Raw genomic sequence first — 20,776 nt, forward strand, 5'->3', positions numbered from 1 at the left:
GTCGAGACCTGGTTGCGCCCCCCGGGTTCACCAATGCCCCGCCCAAGGGGTCAGTCCCGCGGAGCTGACTGTTGCGGCGTGGTGTGAGCTGCAGAGGAGTTATGGAATGGCCGTGCAATCTAAGCGTGGGGATCGTCCGGGTCGACCTCGTCGCTTCTATCTTTCTCCCCAGGCTCGAGATAACATCGCTGGTTTTCTGTTCATCTCTCCCTGGCTGATCCATTTTTTGGGGCTCATCGCCTTTGCCATGATCTTCTCGTTCGGGATCAGCCTCACCAAAACCGATCTCCTGACCGGCTTTACCTTTGTCGGTTTCGACAATTATGTTCGTATGTGGAACGATCCTCTCTTCTGGAAATCGTTCCGGGTGACGGCCTACTACACCTTCGTGTTGGTGCCGGCCAATGTGGTGGTTGCCCTGGCCATCGCTATCCTGATGAACCAGAAAGTGGCCTTCATCGGCCTGTGGCGGGTCGTCTACTACCTTCCCTCGGTGGTCAGTGGCGTGGCCGTGGCCCTGCTGTGGGGGTATGTCCTGAATCCCCGTTTCGGCCTCTTAAACGCAGGCCTGGCTGCCATCGGTATCGAAGGACCCCGCTGGCTCTATTCCGAAGAATGGGCCGTGCCCGGCTTCATCTTGATGGGGCTGTGGGGAGCAGGAGGCGCCATGATCCTGTATCTGGCCGGCCTCCAGGGAATTCCCACGTCCCTGTACGAAGCCGCGGAGATCGATGGTGCAAACTCGTGGCACCGTTTCTGGAATGTGACCATCCCCTTGCTGACACCTACCATCTACTTTAACGTGCTGATCAGCATCATCGCCTCCTTTCAGGTCTTCACCCAGGCATACATCCTGACCTCGGGCGGCCCGAACAACGCAACCCTGACCCAGGTACTCTACCTCTACCGTAAAGGATTCCAGGACTTCCAGTTTGGCTACGCCTCAGCCCTGGCCTGGGCGCTCTTCCTGATTATCCTGGTGTTCACAGTGCTGGTAGTTCGGACCTCCGAGAGCTGGGTGTATTACGAAGGGGAGCTGCGCAAATGATCGAGCATGGCAAGGCGTATCCATCGTATCCAGCCCGCCGCGGCACTGACTGGCCATTGGTGGTCACCAAGATCACCGCAATTATTGGCCGAATCCTGCTCTATGTGGTCCTGGCCACAGGGGGGATTCTGTTCATCATGCCCCTGCTGTGGATGATCTCCACTTCAGTCAAGCCGGACCATCTGATCTACAACATCCCCATCGTCTGGATTCCGCCGGAATTGGACTGGCAAAATTACGTTAACGGGTGGACAGCGTTGCCCTTCCCTCGCTTCTACGCCAATACCATCTTCGTGACCATTGTCAACATCATCGGTCTGGTGCTCTCCAGCTCCCTGGTTGCCTTTGGCTTTGCCCGCATCCGGTTTTGGGGACGGGATGTGATTTTTCTGATCCTGCTGGCCACCATGATGCTGCCAAGCCAGGTCACCTTGATCCCCCTCTACCTCTTCTGGTCGAAGCTAGGCCTGGTCAACACCTATTGGCCCCTGATTGTGCCCCAGTGGCTGACCAATGCCTACAATGTTTTTCTGTTGCGCCAGTTCTTCATGACCATCAATCTGGAGCTGGATGACGCCGCCCGCATCGACGGCGCCGGCTGGTTTACCATCTACTCCCGCATCCTCATGCCCCTGTCCAAGCCGGCCCTGGGTGTCATCGCCATCCAGGCCTTTGCCTGGAACTGGAACAACTTTTTTGATCCCCTCATCTATCTCAACGAGCCCAAGAAATACACCATCGCCATCGGCCTGCGCCTCTTCCAGACCACCCAGTCCCAGCAGATTGCCGAGACCATGGCCATGACCCTGGTGGCCCTGATTCCTGTCCTCATCGTCTTCTACATCGCCCAGGCCCGGTTCATCCAGGGCGTGGTCATCACCGGAGTGAAAGGGTAGTTTTCATGCAAATTGGACTCAATTCAGGCATTTTCCCCGCCACCTGGTCGCCCGCCGACAAGGTGGATGCTACGGCCCGGGTTGGGGCAGCCGGGTTGGAGTTGAACATCGATGCCGGCCAGCTATGGACCCAGCGCCTGGATCGGGCTGCCCGCCAGGCGCTGCGGCGTCAGGCGCAGGATGCCGGCGTGGCCATTACGTCCCTCTGCCTCAATGCCCACTGGATCTTCAACCTGGCCAGCCCGGACGTGCGCATCCGGGATCTGGGCGTCAGTTTGCTCCTGGATGCCATCGACATGGCCGCGGAATTGGGCGCGGGCGCAGTCCTGGTACCCGGCTGCGACCAGGAGGAGTCGCCCGAGCACAAGTGGCAACTCTTCCGGGATGGCGTCATGCAAGGGATTGCCCGGGCCGAAAAGGCTGGGGTGACCCTGGCCCTGGAGGCGGTGGGCAAGCCCTTTCTCTTCAACACCGAGAAGCTCCTGCGCATGATCGAAGATTGTGGCGGCTCCCAGGCCCTGGGTATCTACCTGGATGTGGGCAACGCCACCCACGGCGGCATGGACCCGGCAGCGGAAATCCGCGCCGCACAGGGACGGGCCACGCTGGTCCACGTGAAAGACTGGAATCCTGCCCAGCCCACCGAGCGGCGTCTGGGCGCCGGCGGCGTCGATTTTGCATCCGCCCTGGCCGCACTGCGGGCCATCGGCTACGACGGCTTCCTGGTGGTGGAACTGCCGCCAGATCCGGCCGACCCGGACGCGGTGGCCCGCCATTCGGTCCAATTCCTCCAGGAGGTTCTTCATGGCTGAGCAAATTGGTGTCGCCATCATCGGCTGTGGCGGCATTGCCCATTCCCACCTGGACGGCTGGCTGGCCGCCGCAGATCTCTGTGCCGTGCGCGCCCTGGCCGATCCCAATCCGTCGGCCCTGCAGGCTCTCCATGCCAAAGTGCCCTCGGCCAGCGCCTACGCCGATTACCGGGAAGCCCTGGAGCGGCCGGATGTGGCCGTCGTCGAGATTTTGACCCCGCCAGGGCTTCACTACGAGATCGCCCGGGATGCCATCGACGCGGGCAAGGACGTGCTGATCATCAAGCCCTTCACGGTGGAGCTCTCCCACGCCGACGACCTCATCGCCCGAGCCAGGTCCAGGGGGGTGCGCCTCATGGCCGGGCAGCCCATGCGCTTTGATCCCCACTTTGCCAAGGCCCGTGAGCTGATCCAGGCCGGACGCATCGGCACCCCCACCCGCTTCTACAGCCGGGGCTTCATGCGGCAGGAGTGGCTGCGCAAGGCCACCCACTGGTTCTCCAACCTGGCCATCAGCGGCGGCATCACCATCGAAAATATCGTCCACCAGACCGACGCCATGGCCTGGATGGGCGGCCCGGTGCGCTCGGTGTTTGGCCTGGCCGGCACCTTCCACACGGCCGACTGGCCTGGCGGCGGCCTGCCGGATGATCAGATCTCGTTCCTGATGCATTTTGCCAGCGGCGCCATCGGTGTGGTGGAAGGGGGCACCGCCCAACCCACCGGCATGCCATCCTTCATGTTCGAAGTCGTGGGCACCGAAGGCGGCATCTATCTGGACCATGGCGCGCTGGTGGTGGGCCGTGGCGTCCGGGAAAGCGACGGCTATGCCGAGCGCTATGAATTTCGCCGCGGGCGCAGTGAAGCGGCCATGATCCGGGCCTTCCTGGAAGCCATCCACGCCGGCGAGGATGTACCGGTGCCGGCCGCCGACGGACGTTACGCGGTGGAGCTCTGCTGGGCCGCCCTCCAATCTGCCCGTAGCGGGCAGCCAGTCTCCCTTCCCCTGGACCCGGCCCATTACCCCACGTATGCCACCAGTCACTGAAAAACCACAACGGAAGACTTTATGGTAGAGGCGCGCGGCCGCGCGCCTCTACCGTTCACCCAGATATGGCCATAATTTCCTTCTGCATCCGTCCGTGATAGACTGATGGTATCAACCGACGTCCACATTCACCGACAGACGTGCTGCAGAAACTCCCCAGCATCCATCCTTAACTGCGCCCATGCCACGGCGCCTAGAGGAGGTAACCCATGGCCAAACGCAAAGTCCTTGTCACCGGCGCATCTGGTCTGATCGCCGGTCTCTTGTTGCCAGCGTTCCAGGAACGCTACGACCTGACCCTGTTGGACGTGCGCACCACCAACCGACTTGGCCAGGAGATCCCCGGCATCCAGATCGCCGACCTGACCGACCGCAACCGGGACAACTACCGCCACCATTTCCAGGGGGTGGACACTGTAGTCCACTGCGGTTTTGTACGCGCGGCGGACGAAAACGACCCAGACCAGCGCTTCTGGGCCGAGTTCGCCAACGTGCAGATGGCCTACAACGTCTACCAGGTATCCTGGGAAGAGGGCGTGCGCCGGGTGGTGGTGGCCAGCTCCAACCACGCGGCCGACTACTACGAACCCCTGATCCTGGACCACAAAATGGACGTGGTCACGCCGGACATGCGGGCCCTGTCGGACAACTACTACGGCTGGGCCAAGGAAGCCTACGAGCACCTGGGCTTCGTCTTTGCCGTGGGCAAAGTAAACGCGGCCCTGGCGCCGGGCGTGCAGCAGCGGATCGGCCACCACGGCGGCGCCACCATCCTGGACCGGGCCCAAGGCCGCCCCCTGGAAAATGTCCAGATCCGCATCGGCGGCCCCCGGGAGACCGACGTGGCCAACTGCCCCAAGGGCGACCTGCGCTGCATGCGCCGCGCCCTGGCCGCCTACATCAGCCAGCGGGATCTGCAACAGCTCTTCATCAAAAGCATCGAAACCGAGGACATCCGGGACGAGAATGGCGTGCCCTTCCAGATCTTCTACGGCGTCAGCAACAATCCCCACGCCTTCTGGAGCATTGTCAACGCCCGCAAGGTCATCGGCTACGAGCCCCAGGACAACAGCGAAGTGCGCTTCCATGCCCTGGTGACCGAGCACATCCGCGCTGCCCAGGAAAAAGAGAGGCAGGGCACACAGAAACCGGAAACAGAGTAGCAGGAAAAACAGTCCAGGTCTGCTGAATCACCCCACCTACACCCACATCCACGGAGGAACCACCATGTCCCAACCCTGGCGAGGGATCTTCGTCATCGTCGTGACGCCCTTCACATCCGGCTACGAGCTGGACGAGGAGAGCCTCCGCAAAGAGGTGCGCTACTGCATCGAGGCTGGCGCCCATGGCCTGGTCGGGCCGGCCAACGCCAGCGAGTTCCCCACCCTCTCCGACGACGAGCGCCGGCGTTGGATCGAGATCGTGGTCGCCGAAGCCGGCGGCCAGATCCCGGTCATCGCGGCCACCACGTCCGGCCACTGGCTGCCCGCCCTGGAACTGAGCCGCCATGCCCAGCGGGTGGGCGCGGATGGCATCATGGCCATGCCTCCCCATGTCCTCCACCCAGATGCCGAAGGCTGCTATGCGTACTACAAAGCCCTCTCCGACGGCCTGGAGATCCCCATCTTCGTGCAAAATTACATCGGTCCGGTGGGCACGCCCATGAGCCCCCAGCTCCTGGCCCGCATGTGCCGGGAACTGAAGCACGTGGATTACCTGAAGGAAGAGACCTTGCCAGAGCCCAGGCAGATCAGCGCCACCATCGCCGCGGCTGGCGATGCCTGCAAAGGGGTCTTTGGTGGGCAGGGCGGCATTTACATGCTGGATGAGTATCGGCGGGGCGCCTGTGGCAACATGCCCGCCAGCCAGGCCACCGAGGTGCACGTGGCCATCTGGGAGAAGCTGGAGCAGGGCGACGAGGCCGGCGCCCGCCAGCTCTTCAACCGCTTGCTCCCGCTCATCAACTTCGAGCGCATGCACGGCGTGGCCGCCTACAAAGAGGTGCTCTACCGCCGGGGCATCTTCGCCACCCGCCTCTCCCGCGCGCCGGGCAAATACCTGGACGACCTGGATCGGGTCGAGCTGGATGCCATCCTGGCCGATGTGGAACCATTGTTTACAATATCGTAAATTTCTTTGAGGGAGGTTGTCCATGAACCCCTTGGGGATCCGGGCTGAACGGAGCATCCACATCCCGGATTGGGCGCTGCGTCAGCGCCACCTGATCGCTGTCATGAACGAAGCCGCGCCCCTGTACCAGGAGCGCTACACCCGCCAGGATGGCACCTTTGTCTGGCGGGAATCCTGGCCCGGGATGGATGGCTCAGACGACGGCTACGAGAGCTATCACAACTGGCCCCTCTTCTACGCCCTGGGCGGCGACGAAGAACTCCACCGGCGCAGCCGCTTCCTCTGGGAGGCAGTGACCCGCCAGTTCACCCAGTATGGCCAGATCTACCGGGAGTTCGACGCCTACTACGACTGGATGCACCACGGCGAGTCCTCCATCTATTTTTACTACTTTGGCCTGGCCGATCCCAACTGGGAGCCGGATCGAGCCCGGGCCTTGCGCTTCGCCGGGTTCTACATGGGCGATGATCCAACCGTGCCCAACTGGGATCCGGAAAAGCGCATGATCCGTTCGCCCATCAACGGCAGCAAGGGGCCTCGCTTCGAAAATTCCTGGGACGACTGGTCCACCCACCGGTGGGTCCTGGCCGAATATCCCGTCCCCTTCGACGACCTGGACGTCCCCACCGAGCTCAAACCCTGGCGCGGGGAGATGGTCCCCATGGCCGACTGGAACGACGACGCGGTCTACGCCGTGATCCTGGAGGCCCTAAACCGGCGCCAGATGCGCTGCGACGTGCCCCTCAACCTGACCGCCACCAGCCTGATCACCCACGCCTTTCTCTACACGGGCGAGGACCGCTATCGGGCATGGGTGTTGGACTACCTGGAAGCGTGGGCGGACCGTATCCGGCAGAATGGCGGCATCTGCCCCGACAACGTGGGGCCCAACGGCATCATCGGTGAAACCATGGACGGCAAGTGGTGGGGCGGCTACTACGGCTGGCGCTGGCCCCACGGCTTCATGACCATCATCGAGCCCCTGACCATCGCCGCCATGAACGCGGTGCTCCTCACCGGCGACATGAGCTACCTGGACATCCCCCGGGGCCAGCTGGATCGGCTGTTGGAGCTGGGCCGGGAAGAAGGAGGCCAGCTTCTGGTGCCCTACCGCCACACCGACGCCGGCTGGACTTCCTACCGGCCCATGCAGCCCCACCACGCCGCCCAGATCTGGTACATGTCCCAGGATCCCCGAGACCGGCAGCGGCTGGACAGCATCCCCGAAACCCGGACCACCTGGCTGGAGGTGCGGCCCGGCCGGGGCAAGGGGGATGACATCCACTTCGGCCCCTGGTACTGCTACCTGGATGGGCGCAACCCGGACTACCCCCGGCGCATTCTGGAGGAGCAGTACGCGGAGGTGCTGCGGCGCATGGACCAGATCCGCAACGACCACGGCGACCCGGAGACGTGGGACGTGCACCACTGGCAGAATGTCAACCCGGTGCACACCGAGGCCCTGGTGCAGCTCACCTGTGGCGGCCCCCAGATTATCTACCACGGCGGCCTGCTCCACGTGCGCCTGCGCTACTTTGATGCCCAGGCCCGACGCCCCGGCCTGCCGCCAGACGTCTCTGCCCTGGTCTCCCACCTGGACGCCAACAGCACTACCGTCACCCTGGTGAACACCAGCCCCATCCACGAGCGCCGACCCATCCTGCAGGCGGGCGCGTTCGGTGAGCATCGCTTTACCGCCGCCACCGAGCTGGATGAAGCCGGCAACGCGCTACCCGGCCGTACCGTAGCAGTGAACGGCCGGCATCTGGCCGTGACCCTGCCGCCGGGTCGGGCCCTGACCCTGCGCCTGCAGATGGACCGCTACTGCCATACGCCCGACTATGCACAACCTGTGTGACTTGTAAGTCTGTGGATAAATCTATGGACATGTTGGGACAGGACATGTTGGAGCAGGATATGCTGGAACACACCCTCAACCCCTTCAACGGCGTCGTTGTGAATACCGACGCGCTGCCGGCCGATCCGGAGGATTTCCGGCAGCAGCTGTTGCCCTCCCTGGAAGCCTGGCAGGCGCGGGGCCACCAGGTAGTCTGGCTGGAGCTGCCCATCGAGCGCGCCCGGCTGGTGCCGGTGGCCACGGAGGCGGGCTTCCGCTTCCATCACAGCTCCGAGGAAGCCTTGACCCTCACCTACCGCCTGCAGCCCGAAGCCCTGATCCCCCATTTCGCCACCCACTACATTGGCGCGGGCGGGGTGGTCCTTAACAGCCGCCAGGAGCTGCTGGTGGTCTGCGAGCGCCACCGGCGGGATCGCAGCCGGCCCTACTATAAGCTGCCCGGCGGCGCGCTTCACCCGGGCGAGCACCTGGTGGATGCCGTGATCCGAGAAGTGTACGAAGAGACGGGCGTCCAGGCCCGGTTCGAGGCGCTGGTCTGCTTCCGCCACTGGCACGGCTACCGCTACCACAAGTCCGACATCTACTTCATCTGCCGTCTCTCGCCCATCAGCCAGGAGATCACCATCCAGCCCTCTGAAATTGAAGAGGCCTGCTGGATGCCCGTGGCAGAGTATCTGAACAGCGAGTATGTGAGCGTCTTCAACAAGCGCATCGTCCAGGCCGCACTGGAATGCCCAGGCATCGTGCCCACCTGGATCGACGGCTACGACGACCCTGCGCGCTATGAGTTTTTTATGCCAGTGAATGGGGTAGACGGTAGACAGTAGACGGTAGATGCCCCCGTCGCGTCCACTACCGTCTACCGTCTACTGACTACCGTCTACCGACTACCCTCGACCCACCCACCCACAGGAGTACCCTATGGCTAAGCCTGTCACAATTGAGGACGTCAAAGTCATCACGACCCAGCCTGCGGGCTCACGGCTGGTGATCGTCAAAGTCATCACCTCGGAGCCGGGCCTGTACGGCCTGGGCTGCGCCACCTTCACCCAGCGTTTCCACGCGGTGGTTACCGCCATCGAAAAGCACCTCAAGCCTTTCCTTCTGGGCCGAGATGTCTCCCGCATCGAGGAGATCTACCGCATGGCCACGGTGCACAGCTACTGGCGCAACGGGCCGGTGCTGAACAACGCCATCTCCGGCGTGGACCAGGCCCTGTGGGACATCAAAGGCAAGATGGCCAACATGCCGGTCTACGACCTGTTGGGCGGCAAGTGTCGGGAGGCAGCTGCGGTCTATGTCCACGCGGATGGCCAGACGCCCCAGGAAGTGGCCGAGAATGTCCAGCGCTTCATGGAGCAGGGGTACCGCTACATTCGAGTCCAGATGGGGGGGTATGGCGGCAAGGGCGCGGCCATGGTGAAGCCCGAGGGGGCTCCCGAAGGCGCCTACTACGATCCCCGGGCCTACATGCGCAACATGGTGAAGATGATCGAATACGTGCGCAACACGGTGGGTGAGGAAGTGGAGCTGCTCCACGACATCCACGAGCGGCTCCAGCCCATCGACGCGGTCCAGTTCGCCAAGGACGTGGAACCCTTCAAGCTCTTCTTCCTGGAGGACGCGCTGGCCCCCGAGGACATTGAGTGGTTTGCCCGCATCCGGGAGCAGTGTGCCACGCCCCTGGCTATGGGCGAGCTCTTCAACAATCCCCGGGAGTGGCAGCCCCTGATCGCGGAGAAGCTCATCGACTTCATCCGCATGCACGTCAGCCAGATGGGCGGCATCACCCCGGCCCGGGAAGTGGCCCTCTTCGCCCGCATGTACGGCGTACGCACCGCCTGGCACGGGCCGGGTGACACCTCGCCGGTGGGCCATGCGGCCAACCTGCATCTGGACCTGTGGGCGCCCAACTTCGGCATCCAGGAGTGGTGCCGCTTCCCCGAGCACGTCTATGAGATCTTCCCCGGCCTGCCCCAGGTGCGCAACGGGTACATGTACCCCAACGACAAACCCGGGCTGGGCATCGACATCGACGAAAAGCTGGCCGCCCAGTACCCGTGCCAGGATCAGGTGGAGTTCTGGACCCAAACCCGCTGGCCGGACGGCAGTCCCGCCCGGCCATGACCGGGTTTCATGACGATTCCAGTAGGGGCGGGGCTTGTCCCGCCCGGCTTGCCCTGCCCGTCCGGGCAGGGCAAGCCCCTGTCCCTACAGGGATTGGGGGCGGATGGCCAGCATGCGCAGGCCGTTGGTGACCACCACCAGGGTGCTGCCTTCGTGGCCCACCACGCCCAGGGGCAGGGGCAGGTAGAAGCCGGGGATGAAGATGGGCAGGACGATGGTGGCCAGAACCAGGCTCACGATCACGGCGACGGAGAAAATCACATTTTGGCGCACGATCTGTTCGGCCCGGCGCCCCAGGTGTAGCAGGAAGGGCAACTTGCTCAGATCGCTGGCCATGAGGACCACGTCCGCCGTCTCCAGGGCCACGTCGGTGCCCCCCGCGCCCATGGCGATGCCCAGGGTGGCCGTGGCCAGGGCCGGTGCATCGTTCACCCCGTCGCCCACCATGGCCGTCTTCCCCTCCTGCACCAGTTGTTGGACGATCTCCACCTTCTGTTCCGGCAGCAGTTCGCTGTAGACCTCTTCGATGCCCACCTCCTGGGCGATGTTGTTGGCCACGGCCCGGTTATCGCCCGTGAGCATGACGATCCGTTGGATCCCCTGCTTTCGTAAGGCTTCCACCGTGGCCCGGGCCTCTGGGCGGACGGTGTCGGCCACGGCGATGTAGCCCACCACCTCCCAGTCCCGCTCCGAGCCCAGGGTATCCTCCACCGTGCTGCGGCGCACCACCAGCATGGCCGTCTTGCCCTGCTTTTGCAGCGCGTCGCCGATGACCCGAATGGCCGGCGAGAAGTCCATCTTTTCGTTCATGAAAAGCTTATCATTGCCGATGAAGATGGTCTCGGTGTGATCTCCCCGCTCGAAAGTGGCCTGGATGCCGTGGCCGGCCACGGCATGGAACTCGGCCGGCGTCTCCAGGGGGATCCCTTCCTGCTGGGCCATTTCCACGATGGCCCGGCCGATGTGGTGTTCGCTGAGCAACTCGGCGCTCCCCGCCAGCCGGAGCAGATCTTCCCGGCTGTGGCCGCTCAGGGGGTGGAGGTTGGTCACCACCGGCTTACCGTGGGTGAGGGTGCCCGTCTTGTCGAAGGCCACGATGGAGATGTGGGCGGCCTTCTCCAGATAGGCGCCTCCCTTGAAGAGCACACCGCCCCGCGCGGCGGCTGCGATGGCGCTCAAGATGCTGGCCGGCGTGCTGATGATCAGGGCGCAGGGGCTGGCCACCACCATCAGGGTCATGGCCCGGTAGAGGGTGTCGCTGAAGGGTTCGTCCACCCAGAGCCAGGGGATGACGATGGCCAGCAGCGTGGCGATGATCACCCCGTAGGTGTAGGGCTGGCTGAAGCGGTCAATGAACCGTTGGGTGGGCGAAGCGTCCTGCCGGGCCTCTGCCACCAGCTTGATGATCTTGCTCAGGGTGCTCTCGGACGCGGGCTTGGTGACCTCTACCTCCAGGGCCCCGCCTCCGTTGATGGTCCCCGCGTAGACCTGGTCGCCGGGCTCTTTGTAGACGGGGACGCTTTCGCCGGTGATGGGGCTCTGGTCGATGTGGGTGGTGCCCTTGATTACCACGCCGTCCACCGGGAGCCGTTCGCCGGGGCGCACCAACACCACGTCGCCTACCACGAGCTCTTCCACCGGCAGGGTCAGCTCCTGGCCATCCCGGCGCACCACGGCCACCTCGGGCCGCAGGTCGCTCAGGGCCTCGATGGCCTTGCGGGTGCGGTCCATGGCGAACTCTTCCAGCGCGCCGCTGAGGGTGAAGAGGAAGAGCAGGAGCGCCCCTTCCTCCCATTCGCCGATGGCCGCCGCACCCAGGGCAGCGGTGATCATCAGGAAGTCGATATCCAGTCGGCCCTGTCTGGCTTCTTCGATGGCGCCCATCAGGCCGGAGTAGCCGCCGGCCATGAAGGCAACCACCGCGGCCATGGTGACGGCCCAACCCGGCAGCACCTGGGTCACGCTGCCGCCCAGCCAGCCTATCAGCAGGGCCACCAGGGTGATGGCGGCCAGAAATAGCTCGTAGTTGGACTTCCAGACAGCGAAGACCTGGCTGGCCGAGAACGATTGGGCGCTGACCTGGGCGCCGGCGACGCTGCTCTTAACTGACTGTGTCGTCATGATTCCCCTCCTGCTTTGAGTCATCTGTTGTGCCGCGTTGACTGTGCCACTGGGCCAGAATCTCAGCCTTTTTCCGTTCCCGACATTCCCGACAGAAGCCGACCACCTCCACCTTGGCGGCGACGGGCTGGAACCCGGTCTCTCGCGCCATCCACTCCTCATCGCCCAGGGCGGGCAGGGGCCCCTCGTAGTCTATGATCTTGTGACAGCGCAGGCAGATCAGGTTGATGTGGGGCGCCGGGTTGGTCTCGTAGTGGGAATGGCCGGCGCCGAACCCGATCTCCACAATGACCCCCAATTCCTGGAGGGTGTTGAGGGTGTTGTAGACCGTGGCCCGACTGATGTCCGGGTGCTCTCGGGAGAGTTCCTCGTAGACCTGGTAGGGGGTGGGGTGGGAATGGGTCTGGGCCAGGTATTCGCAGATGATGCGCCGTTGAGGCGTGATGCGATACCCTGCCTGTTTGAGGGCATTTAGAAATCGGTTGGCCTGGGTCATGGTGTTTCCCCCTGACACGCTTCTCTGCCGGATCGACACCGGCGAGCTGATCCATGGGATCTCATGGTGTTAATTAGAATCATTCTAATTAATGCTGGCTGTATTATAGCGCTATCTGCTGCCTCTGTCAAGTTAGTTTAGAACGAATCTAATTTTGATCCGTCGTTCTGTTGACAATTTTTCTGAACCCTGTCATAATAATTGCCGCCGCGGGGCATATTCGTGTGGATGTGGGAAACCGACGAAATGTGGCCGCGTGTTGTATCTGCGCCGGGCGGCGGCCGAGGGGCGCTCTGGCCCACCACCACCGAGGAATCAGGCCCCGGCCAGCCGGTGTTTGTTTGACATCTTTTGTGAACTCTGGTACAATCGCCGCCGTCCATGTCCACCTTCAGCGATCGGGCGTCCGTTGTGTTGCGCAAAATTTTGACCCTGGCCATTCTCATCAGCACCGCCCTCTGGCTGGTCCTCAGCTACCTTCCCGGCGTCCGCTCCTTGCTTCCCCAATTTTCCTGGCAGGCTTTGGGCGCTGGGCGCGCTTTTTCCTGGCTGGCACTCTTCAGCCTGGTGGCCTTCGTGGCCATTCAGCTCTGGCTGCTGTGGCACACCCTGCACCTCTTGCGGGGCCAGCGCTCTAGTAGCCGGGGGGACGTGCAGGGGTTTCCCATCCGTCTGGACATGGAGCTACTCTGGACGGCACTGCCGCTGGTGCTGACCTTGGGCCTGGCCGTGGCCAGCTATCGGCTCTGGTCTTCCCTGGCCGCGTGGCCATGAACGGATCATGAACCATTCATGAACCATGGCAGTGTTACGGGAAAGGCGGGCCCGGGTCGGCGCGCTTGAAAGGACGTCGGTCGGCTCTCAATATGTGCACTCTTGGCAGACTGGTTGTATAATCGGGATGCCACTTTCTGAAATGTTTTCGCCGCTGTGGACAGCGGAAGAGCCATCGCCAACCTGGCCAGATGGGCCGCAAAAATCAGGAGCGAATCGATAGCTATGCCCAAGTCCTCAACAGACAAGCGCCATTTCATCATCGTCGCCGCGCTGATTGCCATTTCGACCGTTGTGCTGGATTGGCTGCTGCGGACGGTGTTGCCCCTGCCCGTCCAGGCCAGCCTGGAGGCGATGACGGTGGACTGGCTGATCGGCCTCCACCTGCTTTTGATCTCCTTCCTCTTTTCCCTGGTCGTGGTCTTCATGCTCTACGGCCTCTTTGTGTTCCGCAAGCGGGATGGGGATGAAGAAGACGGTGAGCACTTTCATGGCCACACCACCCTGGAAATTGCCTGGACCGTCATACCGTTGCTGCTGGTGCTGGTTTTCGGCTTTATCGCCATGAATGCCCTGGCGGACATCACCCGCAGCGAATCGGATGAAGTGACGGTTCAGGTGACCGGTTTCCAGTGGGCCTGGCGTTTTGACTATCCGGAAGGCTTCAGCTCCCAGGAGCTGGTACTGCCGGTCAACCGGCGGGTGCGCCTGGAGATGACGGCGACCGACGTCATCCATTCCTTCTGGGTGCCGGAATTCCGGGTGAAGCAGGATCTGGTCCCGGGCATGACCACCACGCTACGCTTTACCCCGGTGGAGGTGGGCGAATACAAGGTGCGCTGTGCCGAGCTCTGCGGGCTGAGCCACTGGAGCATGTTGGCGCCGGTCCGTGTGGTCGAGGAAGCAGAGTACCGGCAGTGGCTGCAGGAGAAGACCGCGGGGCTGGATCCCGCCCTGGTGCAGGGTGAGTCGGCCTCGACAGAATAGCATAGCGCTGAAAACAAATCCCAGTCGTTCTGAAGCCTGTGATTTACAGAATGGGTTGGCACGAGAGTATCCAGTGGTAAGGAGAACGTGACATGTCGCTTCTGTCGTTAGGCATTGTGCGTGGCCTGATCGGCCAGCTGGTGGGCACCGCCGGTGGCATGGCCCTGACCATGCTCATCCGCCTGATGTTGGGCCTGCCCGCCTGGAAGGAAGAGCCGGTGTGGGTGGTGGGCCTGATCCTGGGCGGTATCGGCTTTCTGATCGGCGTCGGTGCTGTTAGCGACTGGTTCAAGTGGATGAAGGGGATCGAGACTCCTCTGCACCACGGCCCGCCGGCCGACAAGCCCGCCTGGACCCGCTATTTCGGCGTAGACTACAACCACAAGGTGATCGGCATCCAATATGCGGTGACGGGCCTGGTCATGCTCATCATCGGCGGTAGCTTTGCCGTGATCTTCCGCACGGAGCTGGCCCGTTCTGGCCTCCAGTTTTTGACGGCCAACCAGTTTAACTCCTTCCTGGGCATGCATGGCTGGGCCGCGCTCTTCGGCATCTTCATCAGCATCGGCGGCATGGCCAACTACCTGGTGCCCCTGATGCTGGGTGCGGAGGATATGGCCTTTCCCCGGCTGAACGCCTTCGCCTACTGGCTGAACGTGCCGGCCATCGTCATGCTGCTGGGCGCCGTTTACTTCGGCTGGGATGCGGGCTGGACGGTCTATCCGCCCTTGAGCACCAAGGGGCCGGTGGGCTTCCAGTTCCTCTTCTATGCCGTCTTCTTCCTGGGGATGTCGTCCATCCTGGGTTCGTTGAACCTGCTGGTGACCATCTTCCGCATGCGCCCGCCGGGCATGAGCCTCTTCCGCATGCCCATCTTCTGCTGGGCCATCGTGGCCACCAGCCTGATCCAGCTCACGGCCACCCAGCTGATCGGTATGTCCTTCCTCATGCTCTCGGTGGAGCGGGTGTTGGGTATGGGCTTCTTCGACCCGGCCAAGGGGGGGACGCCCATCCTCTTCCAGCATCTCTTCTGGTTTTACTCCCACCCGGCCGTGTACGTCTGGGTGTTGCCCGGCCTGGGCATCATCAGCGAGATCCTGCCGGTCTTTTCCCGCAAGCCCCTCTTCGGCTACCGCTGGATCGCGCTGTCCAGCGTGGCCATCGCCCTGGTGGGCTTCCTGGTCTGGGGGCACCACATGTTCGTCTCCGGCTATAGCGACTATCTGCGGGTGCCCTTCATGATCTCCACCATGCTGGTGGCCGTGCCCACGGGTGTGAAGTTCTTTAGCTGGCTGGGGACCATTTGGGGCGGCAAGATCTCCTTCCCCACGCCCATGCTCTTTGTCCTGGGGGCCATTTCGGTCTTCCTCATCGGCGGTTTGAGCGGCCCCATCCTGGCCACCGTGCCCACCGACCTGCACCTGCATGACAGCTACTTTGTGGTGGGCCACTTCCACGCCACCATTTTTGGCGGCTTCGTCTTCCCCTTCTTCGCGGCCATCTACTACTGGTATCCCAAGATCACGGGGCGCATGTACGATGAGCGGCTGGGCAAGCTCCACTTCTGGATCATGACCCCGGGCTTCTGGCTGCAGAGCATCGGCCAGATGTCGGTGGGCGTCATGGGCATGCGCCGTCGCATCGCCGACTATGATCCTGCCCTGGGCATTGAGCCTGGCCACATCCTCATCACCATTGCCGGCTTCGCCATTGCCTTCTCCATCCTGCTGATGATCTACAACCTGTTCCACAGCGCGGATGTGGGCGAGCTGGCCGGTGCCAACCCCTGGCGCTCCCGGTCGCCCGAGTGGCAGATCCCCTCGCCGGTGCCGGAGCACAGCTACGCCAGCCCCATCACAGTGGTGGGTGAGCCCTACGACTACGGCCTGGCCGGTTCGACTTACATCCGTATGGCGCCGGCCTCGGCAGGACATGACTGAAACGGAAGGAAGACGGGTTTATGAAGGAAAAGCGTGCAGCCGCCTATCGCCTGAGTGCAACGGTAGCCCTGGTCCTGGCGGCCCTGACCGTGTTGGAGTTCTTCGTGGCCGTCTATATGGCCAGCACGGCCCTGTTGTTTCTGATCGCCCTCTTCAAGGGGGCCGCGGTGGTTCATTTCTTCATGCACGTATCGCGCCTCTGGAGCCAGGAAGGAGGCCACTGAGCCATGAGTGCAATTGCTGAAACCGTTGAAAACTACACCGACCAGCTTCGCAACAATCGACTGGGCCTGTGGATGTTCTTCATCTCCGAGGCCTTCCTCTTCGGGGGGCTGCTGGTCACCCGCTTTTACCTGTGGGGAAACACCCGCCCCGAGCTGGATCAGACCATCGGTCTGATCGTCACCTCGGTGCTGCTGCTGAGCAGCTTTTCCATGAACCTGGCGGAGACGGCCATGGAACATGGTGACCGCAAGACCTTCCTGCGGGGTCTGGTGGCCACGGCCGTGCTCGGGCTCATCTTCCTGGTGGGCGTGCTGGTTTTTGAGTGGGGGCTCTTCCCGTTTCTGTACGAGGGGCATCTGAAGCCCTGGGAAGATGTCTATGGGGCGGTGGTCTTTGCCATGACGGGCATGCACGCCCTCCACGTGGTCAGCGGGATCGTCTTCATCGCCATCGTCTGGAATCTGGGCCGCAAGGGCCACTACTCGCCCGAGCGGCACTGGGGGGTGGAAGCCTGCGCCATTTACTGGCACTACGTGGACCTGGTCTGGATCTTTTTCTACCCGGCCCTATACCTCATCGGCACGGTGGCCCACTGATTGGTGTTGTGTAGAGGTGCCGGCCACGAACGGTGAACGGCCCCAGCCCACGGGTGGGGCGCCTGTTCCACAAGTTCGTGGCCGGTTTTTTCACCCGGCTTGCCGGCGGGGTGGTTTCCTATGCATCCATTGGTTCGAGCGCTCCTGAGCGCATGGGAATGGCGCCCAGAGGTCCTGATCGTTCTGATCACCCTGGGCACCTTGTATGTGACGGGCTGGCGCAGGCTGCGCCGTCAGCGGCCGGGCTCCCGGCTGGCGTCGGTGCCCCGCCTGGCCGCCTACCTGGGAGGGCTGTTCGCCCTGGCCGTTTCCCTGCTCTCGCCCATCGACCGCCTGGGTGGACAGCTTTTCTACATGCACATGATCCAGCATCTGCTGTCCATCATGGTGGCCGCGCCCCTGCTGTGGCTGGGCATGCCCTTCCCGGTGGCCCTGTGGGGCCTGCCGGCCCATTTGCGGCGCGCCGTTGCCCGTTTCTTCGTGCGGGACTCTCGCTTTCGGCAGGGGTTGCGGCAGGCCACCCGGCCAGCCATTGCCTGGCTGGCCTTCATTACCATCTACGTGGGCTGGCACGACGCCAATCTCTACAACCTGGCCCTGGAGCGGGATTGGGTACACGACCTGGAGCATATCACCTTTTTCGGCGCGGCTCTTCTCTACTGGTGGCATGTGGTAGGGGCAGGGCCCCGCATCCACGGCCGCTTCCCCGCCTGGGCCCGCATCGGTTACCTGATCGGGACCGTGCCGCCCAACATGCTGTTGGGGGTCATCATCGCCTACAGCGACTCGGTGATCTACACCTACTATCTCTCCGTACCCCGGATCTGGGGCGTCACCGCGCTGCAGGATCAGATGATCGGCGGGGTGATCATGTGGATCCCGGGGAGTATGATGTTCATCGTCGCGGCCCTCATCGTCCTGGCCCGGGCCCTGGACGGTGATGAGCCCCAACCCGACTCTCGGGCGGGCTGGGACGACGAAGCCCACATGGTGGCGCCGGGGCTGGAGCATCGGGTGACCCAGAACCGGTGGCGCCGGCTGCATGCCTCCCGGACTCGCACGGTTGATGCCCCATGAGGAAAAGCCGACACGGGCAGCGTGGGGGGACCAGTATGATGGGCTGGCTTCTGATGCTGCTGGCCGCCCTGGCTGCCTGCTTTCCCCAGGTGGCCAATGCCCATGCGGCCGGCACGCCCCAGCTTTCCAACGTGCCCGCCGGCCCGTATCGGGTTTACGTCTGGACCGACCCGGAGCCCTTGCGGGTGGGCGACATGCACCTCTCGGTGTTGGTGACCATGGTGCCCGAATCCGGCGACGCGACAGATCCGCAACAGCCGGAGCGCCCGGTGGAGGATGCCCAGGTGACGGTTCAGTTCGTGCCGGCAAGCGGCGAAGGCGACCCTCTGACCTGGCATCCCGTGCCCCAGGAGAGCCTGGGCACCGTTTACTACGAACTGGACGCAACCTTGCCGACCCCGGGCGACTGGCTGTTTAAGATTCAGGTGGAAGGGCCCGAGGGCGAAGGTGCCGTCGATTTCCAGGACGAGGTTGCGCCGGCCCGCGAGGTGAACTGGGGATTGCTGGCTGTTGGTGCCCTGGTTCTGCTGCTGGCTGTGGCCCTGGCCGGGCGCTGGTCTCGCCGGGGGGAGGCACAGACTATCCCGGCGAGGAGAACCCGCCGATCCAGCCAGGGGCGAACCGGTCCGGACCGGGTTTGACGAGATCGGTTATCGAGGAGTGAACGGTGGTTGTGTTGAAGCTGTTCAATCGTCGTTGGTGGTGGACCACGCTATTGGTAATTGCCGGCGTGGCCGTTCTGATTCGCCTGGGCTTCTGGCAGCTGGATCGCCTGGAGCAGCGCCGGGCCTTCAACGCCATGGTGGCCGAGCGGTGGAAGCAGGAACCCTACGACCTGGCCCATAATCCGCTGCCGGCGGACCTGCAGGAGCTGGAATATCGGCGGGTGGAGGTCGAGGGGGAGTTCGACTACGAGCGGCAGCTCGTCCTTGTTAGCCAGACCCGCTCCGACGGTGCGCCCGGGGTGATCCTGGTGACGCCCCTGGTCTTTGAGGATGGCCGGGCGGTGTTGGTGGCCCGGGGATGGATTCCCTCTGATCTGGCCGCCCCTGAGAACTGGCCCCAGTTCCAGGAGCCGCCTGGCCAGCCGGTGATCGGCCTGATCCAGGAGTCCCAGATGCTGCCCAACGGCGAGGCGCCGCCAATTCCGGATTCCCCCCAGACGGAGTGGTTCCGGATCAACATCGACGCGATCCAGCCTCAGATGCCCTACCAGCTGCTGCCCGTGTTCATCCTGCAGCTGCCCGAGGAAGGTCGCCCCTACGACGCGCTGCCCTACCGGGAGGAGCCGCTGCGGCTGGATGAAGGTTCGCACCTGAGCTACGCCATCCAATGGTTCACCTTTGCCGCCATCCTGGCCTTTGGCTATCTCCAGTTTATCCAGCATCAGGAGCGGCGGGAGCAGATGCTCCAGGCTCAGGCGGTTGCGGCAGAAGAAGCGACCGCGGTGGAAGGAGAGGCACCCTCTGGCACCCTACCTTCCGGTGTGGATACGCAGGCCGGGGGGCTGCCGCGCCGGGAAGGCCACGCCTGAGGGAAGTGGGCCGGCCGAGAACTTGGATCCCAAACATCGACCATCCCCATGGGCATTACTGACATGGGCGTGCACTGAGGAGTAAGGCAGACCGGATGCAACTGCAAAGTACCATCGCCGAATCGATGCATAAGGTAGAGCAGCCCACTTCCGAGGCGGGCATGGGGCGCGAGCAGGCCTTGCTGCGTCTGGCCGTCAGCGACTATCTGACCCTGACCAAGCCGCGCATCATTGCCCTCCTGCTGGTGACGACCTTCGTGCCCATGTTCCTGGCCGGCAACGAGCCACCCAGCCTGGCGCTGGTCTTCTGGACCTTGCTGGGCGGCTTTCTGGCCGCCGGCGGCGCGAATACCATCAACCAATATGTGGATCGGGACATCGACTACGTGATGGTGCGCACCCGGCGTCGGCCCCTGCCCTCCGGCCGGCTGACGCCCCAACAGGTGCTGGCCTTCGGCATCGCCCTCAGCCTCCTCAGTGTGCTCCAGTTATGGTGGACGGTCAACCCCCTCACGGCCCTGTTGGCGCTGGCCGGCATTCTCTACTATGTGATTTTCTACACGGGCATTCTGAAGCGTACCAGCACCCAGAACATCGTCATCGGTGGCGGGGCGGGCGCCATTCCGCCTCTGGTGGGCTGGGCTGCCGTGGCCAACGAGCTTTCCCTGCTGCCCATCTTTCTTTTCATGATCGTCTTCTATTGGACGCCGCCCCATTTCTGGGCGTTGGCCCTGATGCGCCGCAAGGAATACCGGGCCGCGGGCGTGCCCATGCTGCCGGTCCTGGTGGGGGAACGCCCCACCCACCTGCAGATTCTCCTCTACAGCGTGTTGCTCCTTTTGATCTCCCTGGCGCCCGTCTTCCTGGGGATGTTCGGGCCTGTCTATCTGGTCTGCGCCCTGATCTTAAACGGCCTCTTCCTGTGGGACGCGGTGGCCATCTGGCGTGTCCCCTCCAATGGCCACGTCTGGAGGCTGTACAAATACAGCCTCCTCTACCTGGCCCTCCTCTTCCTGGCCATGGGGATCGACCACCTCTTCTACACCATGCCAGCCGCCGCGCTGTCGCCCAGTTTTCGTCTGCCCTTCTGAGGAAAGTGTGTGGGGG

General features: G+C 63.3%; 20 protein-coding genes. 18 read left to right on the forward strand and 2 right to left on the reverse strand.

What is annotated here, in order from left to right:
• The first annotated feature begins 106 nt into the window (after positions 1-106).
• The 9 genes from FKZ61_RS03740 to FKZ61_RS03780 all read left to right on the forward strand — a co-directional run bounded on the left by FKZ61_RS03740 (position 107) and on the right by FKZ61_RS03780 (position 9,919).
• Positions 107-1,048 (forward strand): carbohydrate ABC transporter permease, encoded by a 942-nt coding sequence (locus FKZ61_RS03740; RefSeq protein ID WP_141608739.1) that lies wholly within the window; start codon positions 107-109, stop codon positions 1,046-1,048.
• Complete coding sequence (locus tag FKZ61_RS03745; RefSeq protein WP_141608740.1) at positions 1,045-1,944, forward strand: carbohydrate ABC transporter permease; 900 nt, start codon at positions 1,045-1,047, stop codon at positions 1,942-1,944. Before FKZ61_RS03740 ends, FKZ61_RS03745 begins: the two co-directional genes overlap by 4 nt.
• Before the next feature lie 5 nt (positions 1,945-1,949).
• Entirely contained in the window at positions 1,950-2,756 is an 807-nt protein-coding gene (locus FKZ61_RS03750) for a sugar phosphate isomerase/epimerase family protein (protein ID WP_141608741.1), read from the forward strand.
• Positions 2,749-3,804 carry a Gfo/Idh/MocA family protein gene (locus tag FKZ61_RS03755; protein WP_141608742.1) on the forward strand — a complete coding sequence of 352 codons (1,056 nt, stop codon included), beginning with the start codon at positions 2,749-2,751 and terminating at the stop codon, positions 3,802-3,804. Before FKZ61_RS03750 ends, FKZ61_RS03755 begins: the two co-directional genes overlap by 8 nt.
• 209 nt (positions 3,805-4,013) lie before the next feature.
• Positions 4,014-4,967: an NAD-dependent epimerase/dehydratase family protein gene (locus FKZ61_RS03760; RefSeq protein WP_141608743.1), complete on the forward strand. Its 954-nt coding sequence runs from the start codon at positions 4,014-4,016 to the stop codon at positions 4,965-4,967.
• 64 nt (positions 4,968-5,031) lie between these two features.
• Positions 5,032-5,934 carry a dihydrodipicolinate synthase family protein gene (locus FKZ61_RS03765; protein ID WP_141608744.1) on the forward strand — a complete coding sequence of 301 codons (903 nt, stop codon included), beginning with the start codon at positions 5,032-5,034 and terminating at the stop codon, positions 5,932-5,934.
• 22 nt (positions 5,935-5,956) lie between these two features.
• Positions 5,957-7,792: a hypothetical protein gene (locus FKZ61_RS03770; RefSeq protein ID WP_229964127.1), complete on the forward strand. Its 1,836-nt coding sequence runs from the start codon at positions 5,957-5,959 to the stop codon at positions 7,790-7,792.
• A 23-nt stretch (positions 7,793-7,815) separates the two neighbouring features.
• On the forward strand, positions 7,816-8,619 hold the full coding sequence (locus FKZ61_RS03775; RefSeq protein WP_141608745.1) for an NUDIX domain-containing protein: 804 nt from the start codon (positions 7,816-7,818) through the stop codon (positions 8,617-8,619).
• A gap of 94 nt (positions 8,620-8,713) precedes the next feature.
• Positions 8,714-9,919, forward strand: a complete 1,206-nt coding sequence (locus tag FKZ61_RS03780; RefSeq protein ID WP_141608746.1) for an enolase C-terminal domain-like protein — start codon at positions 8,714-8,716, stop codon at positions 9,917-9,919.
• Positions 9,920-10,003: 84 nt separating this feature from the next.
• Here FKZ61_RS03780 and FKZ61_RS03785 read toward each other — a convergent pair whose 3' ends face one another.
• Both FKZ61_RS03785 and FKZ61_RS03790 read right to left on the reverse strand, forming a co-directional pair.
• Positions 10,004-12,040 carry a heavy metal translocating P-type ATPase gene (locus FKZ61_RS03785; RefSeq protein WP_170199202.1) on the reverse strand — a complete coding sequence of 679 codons (2,037 nt, stop codon included), beginning with the start codon at positions 12,038-12,040 and terminating at the stop codon, positions 10,004-10,006.
• On the reverse strand, positions 12,021-12,536 hold the full coding sequence (locus tag FKZ61_RS03790) for a Fur family transcriptional regulator (RefSeq protein ID WP_141608748.1): 516 nt from the start codon (positions 12,534-12,536) through the stop codon (positions 12,021-12,023). Before FKZ61_RS03790 ends, FKZ61_RS03785 begins: the two co-directional genes overlap by 20 nt.
• A gap of 381 nt (positions 12,537-12,917) precedes the next feature.
• Between FKZ61_RS03790 and FKZ61_RS03795 the strand changes: the two genes are divergently transcribed.
• From FKZ61_RS03795 to FKZ61_RS03835, 9 genes are all read left to right on the forward strand, one after another.
• Positions 12,918-13,310 (forward strand): hypothetical protein, encoded by a 393-nt coding sequence (locus FKZ61_RS03795; protein WP_229964128.1) that lies wholly within the window; start codon positions 12,918-12,920, stop codon positions 13,308-13,310.
• 225 nt (positions 13,311-13,535) lie between these two features.
• Positions 13,536-14,297: a cytochrome c oxidase subunit II gene (coxB, locus tag FKZ61_RS03800; protein ID WP_141608750.1), complete on the forward strand. Its 762-nt coding sequence runs from the start codon at positions 13,536-13,538 to the stop codon at positions 14,295-14,297.
• 92 nt (positions 14,298-14,389) lie between these two features.
• A complete protein-coding gene (locus FKZ61_RS03805) occupies positions 14,390-16,237 on the forward strand; it encodes a cytochrome c oxidase subunit I (protein WP_229964129.1) in 1,848 nt (615 codons plus the stop codon).
• Between the two features lie 20 nt (positions 16,238-16,257).
• Positions 16,258-16,461 (forward strand): hypothetical protein, encoded by a 204-nt coding sequence (locus FKZ61_RS03810; RefSeq protein ID WP_141608751.1) that lies wholly within the window; start codon positions 16,258-16,260, stop codon positions 16,459-16,461.
• Positions 16,462-16,464: 3 nt separating this feature from the next.
• Positions 16,465-17,058 (forward strand): cytochrome c oxidase subunit 3, encoded by a 594-nt coding sequence (locus FKZ61_RS03815; RefSeq protein ID WP_141608752.1) that lies wholly within the window; start codon positions 16,465-16,467, stop codon positions 17,056-17,058.
• 120 nt (positions 17,059-17,178) lie between these two features.
• Positions 17,179-18,135 carry a cytochrome c oxidase assembly protein gene (locus FKZ61_RS03820; protein ID WP_141608753.1) on the forward strand — a complete coding sequence of 319 codons (957 nt, stop codon included), beginning with the start codon at positions 17,179-17,181 and terminating at the stop codon, positions 18,133-18,135.
• A gap of 35 nt (positions 18,136-18,170) precedes the next feature.
• Positions 18,171-18,776, forward strand: a complete 606-nt coding sequence (locus FKZ61_RS03825; protein ID WP_141608754.1) for a hypothetical protein — start codon at positions 18,171-18,173, stop codon at positions 18,774-18,776.
• Between the two features lie 32 nt (positions 18,777-18,808).
• Entirely contained in the window at positions 18,809-19,669 is an 861-nt protein-coding gene (locus FKZ61_RS03830) for an SURF1 family protein (protein WP_170199204.1), read from the forward strand.
• Positions 19,670-19,764: 95 nt separating this feature from the next.
• Entirely contained in the window at positions 19,765-20,760 is a 996-nt protein-coding gene (locus FKZ61_RS03835) for a heme o synthase (protein WP_229964130.1), read from the forward strand.
• Positions 20,761-20,776 lie beyond the last annotated feature (16 nt).

This window comes from Litorilinea aerophila (assembly GCF_006569185.2).
Classification (GTDB): Bacteria; Chloroflexota; Anaerolineae; order Caldilineales; family Caldilineaceae; genus Litorilinea; species Litorilinea aerophila.

Excerpts from the sequence above, each read along its gene's own strand:
- FKZ61_RS03820 (WP_141608753.1), top strand. The coding sequence starts at position 17,179 with ATGCATCCATTGGTTCGAGCGCTCCTGAGCGCATGGGAATGGCGCCCA.
- FKZ61_RS03745 (WP_141608740.1), top strand. The coding sequence starts at position 1,045 with ATGATCGAGCATGGCAAGGCGTATCCATCGTATCCAGCCCGCCGCGGC.
- FKZ61_RS03760 (WP_141608743.1), top strand. The coding sequence starts at position 4,014 with ATGGCCAAACGCAAAGTCCTTGTCACCGGCGCATCTGGTCTGATCGCC.
- FKZ61_RS03765 (WP_141608744.1), top strand. The coding sequence starts at position 5,032 with ATGTCCCAACCCTGGCGAGGGATCTTCGTCATCGTCGTGACGCCCTTC.
- FKZ61_RS03835 (WP_229964130.1), top strand. The coding sequence starts at position 19,765 with ATGCAACTGCAAAGTACCATCGCCGAATCGATGCATAAGGTAGAGCAG.
- FKZ61_RS03775 (WP_141608745.1), top strand. The coding sequence starts at position 7,816 with ATGGACATGTTGGGACAGGACATGTTGGAGCAGGATATGCTGGAACAC.
- FKZ61_RS03780 (WP_141608746.1), top strand. The coding sequence starts at position 8,714 with ATGGCTAAGCCTGTCACAATTGAGGACGTCAAAGTCATCACGACCCAG.
- FKZ61_RS03790 (WP_141608748.1), bottom strand. The coding sequence starts at position 12,536 with ATGACCCAGGCCAACCGATTTCTAAATGCCCTCAAACAGGCAGGGTAT.
- FKZ61_RS03785 (WP_170199202.1), bottom strand. The coding sequence starts at position 12,040 with ATGACGACACAGTCAGTTAAGAGCAGCGTCGCCGGCGCCCAGGTCAGC.
- FKZ61_RS03755 (WP_141608742.1), top strand. The coding sequence starts at position 2,749 with ATGGCTGAGCAAATTGGTGTCGCCATCATCGGCTGTGGCGGCATTGCC.
- FKZ61_RS03740 (WP_141608739.1), top strand. The coding sequence starts at position 107 with ATGGCCGTGCAATCTAAGCGTGGGGATCGTCCGGGTCGACCTCGTCGC.
- FKZ61_RS03770 (WP_229964127.1), top strand. The coding sequence starts at position 5,957 with ATGAACCCCTTGGGGATCCGGGCTGAACGGAGCATCCACATCCCGGAT.
- FKZ61_RS03810 (WP_141608751.1), top strand. The coding sequence starts at position 16,258 with ATGAAGGAAAAGCGTGCAGCCGCCTATCGCCTGAGTGCAACGGTAGCC.
- FKZ61_RS03815 (WP_141608752.1), top strand. The coding sequence starts at position 16,465 with ATGAGTGCAATTGCTGAAACCGTTGAAAACTACACCGACCAGCTTCGC.
- FKZ61_RS03750 (WP_141608741.1), top strand. The coding sequence starts at position 1,950 with ATGCAAATTGGACTCAATTCAGGCATTTTCCCCGCCACCTGGTCGCCC.
- FKZ61_RS03825 (WP_141608754.1), top strand. The coding sequence starts at position 18,171 with ATGATGGGCTGGCTTCTGATGCTGCTGGCCGCCCTGGCTGCCTGCTTT.
- FKZ61_RS03805 (WP_229964129.1), top strand. The coding sequence starts at position 14,390 with ATGTCGCTTCTGTCGTTAGGCATTGTGCGTGGCCTGATCGGCCAGCTG.
- coxB (WP_141608750.1), top strand. The coding sequence starts at position 13,536 with ATGCCCAAGTCCTCAACAGACAAGCGCCATTTCATCATCGTCGCCGCG.
- FKZ61_RS03795 (WP_229964128.1), top strand. The coding sequence starts at position 12,918 with ATGTCCACCTTCAGCGATCGGGCGTCCGTTGTGTTGCGCAAAATTTTG.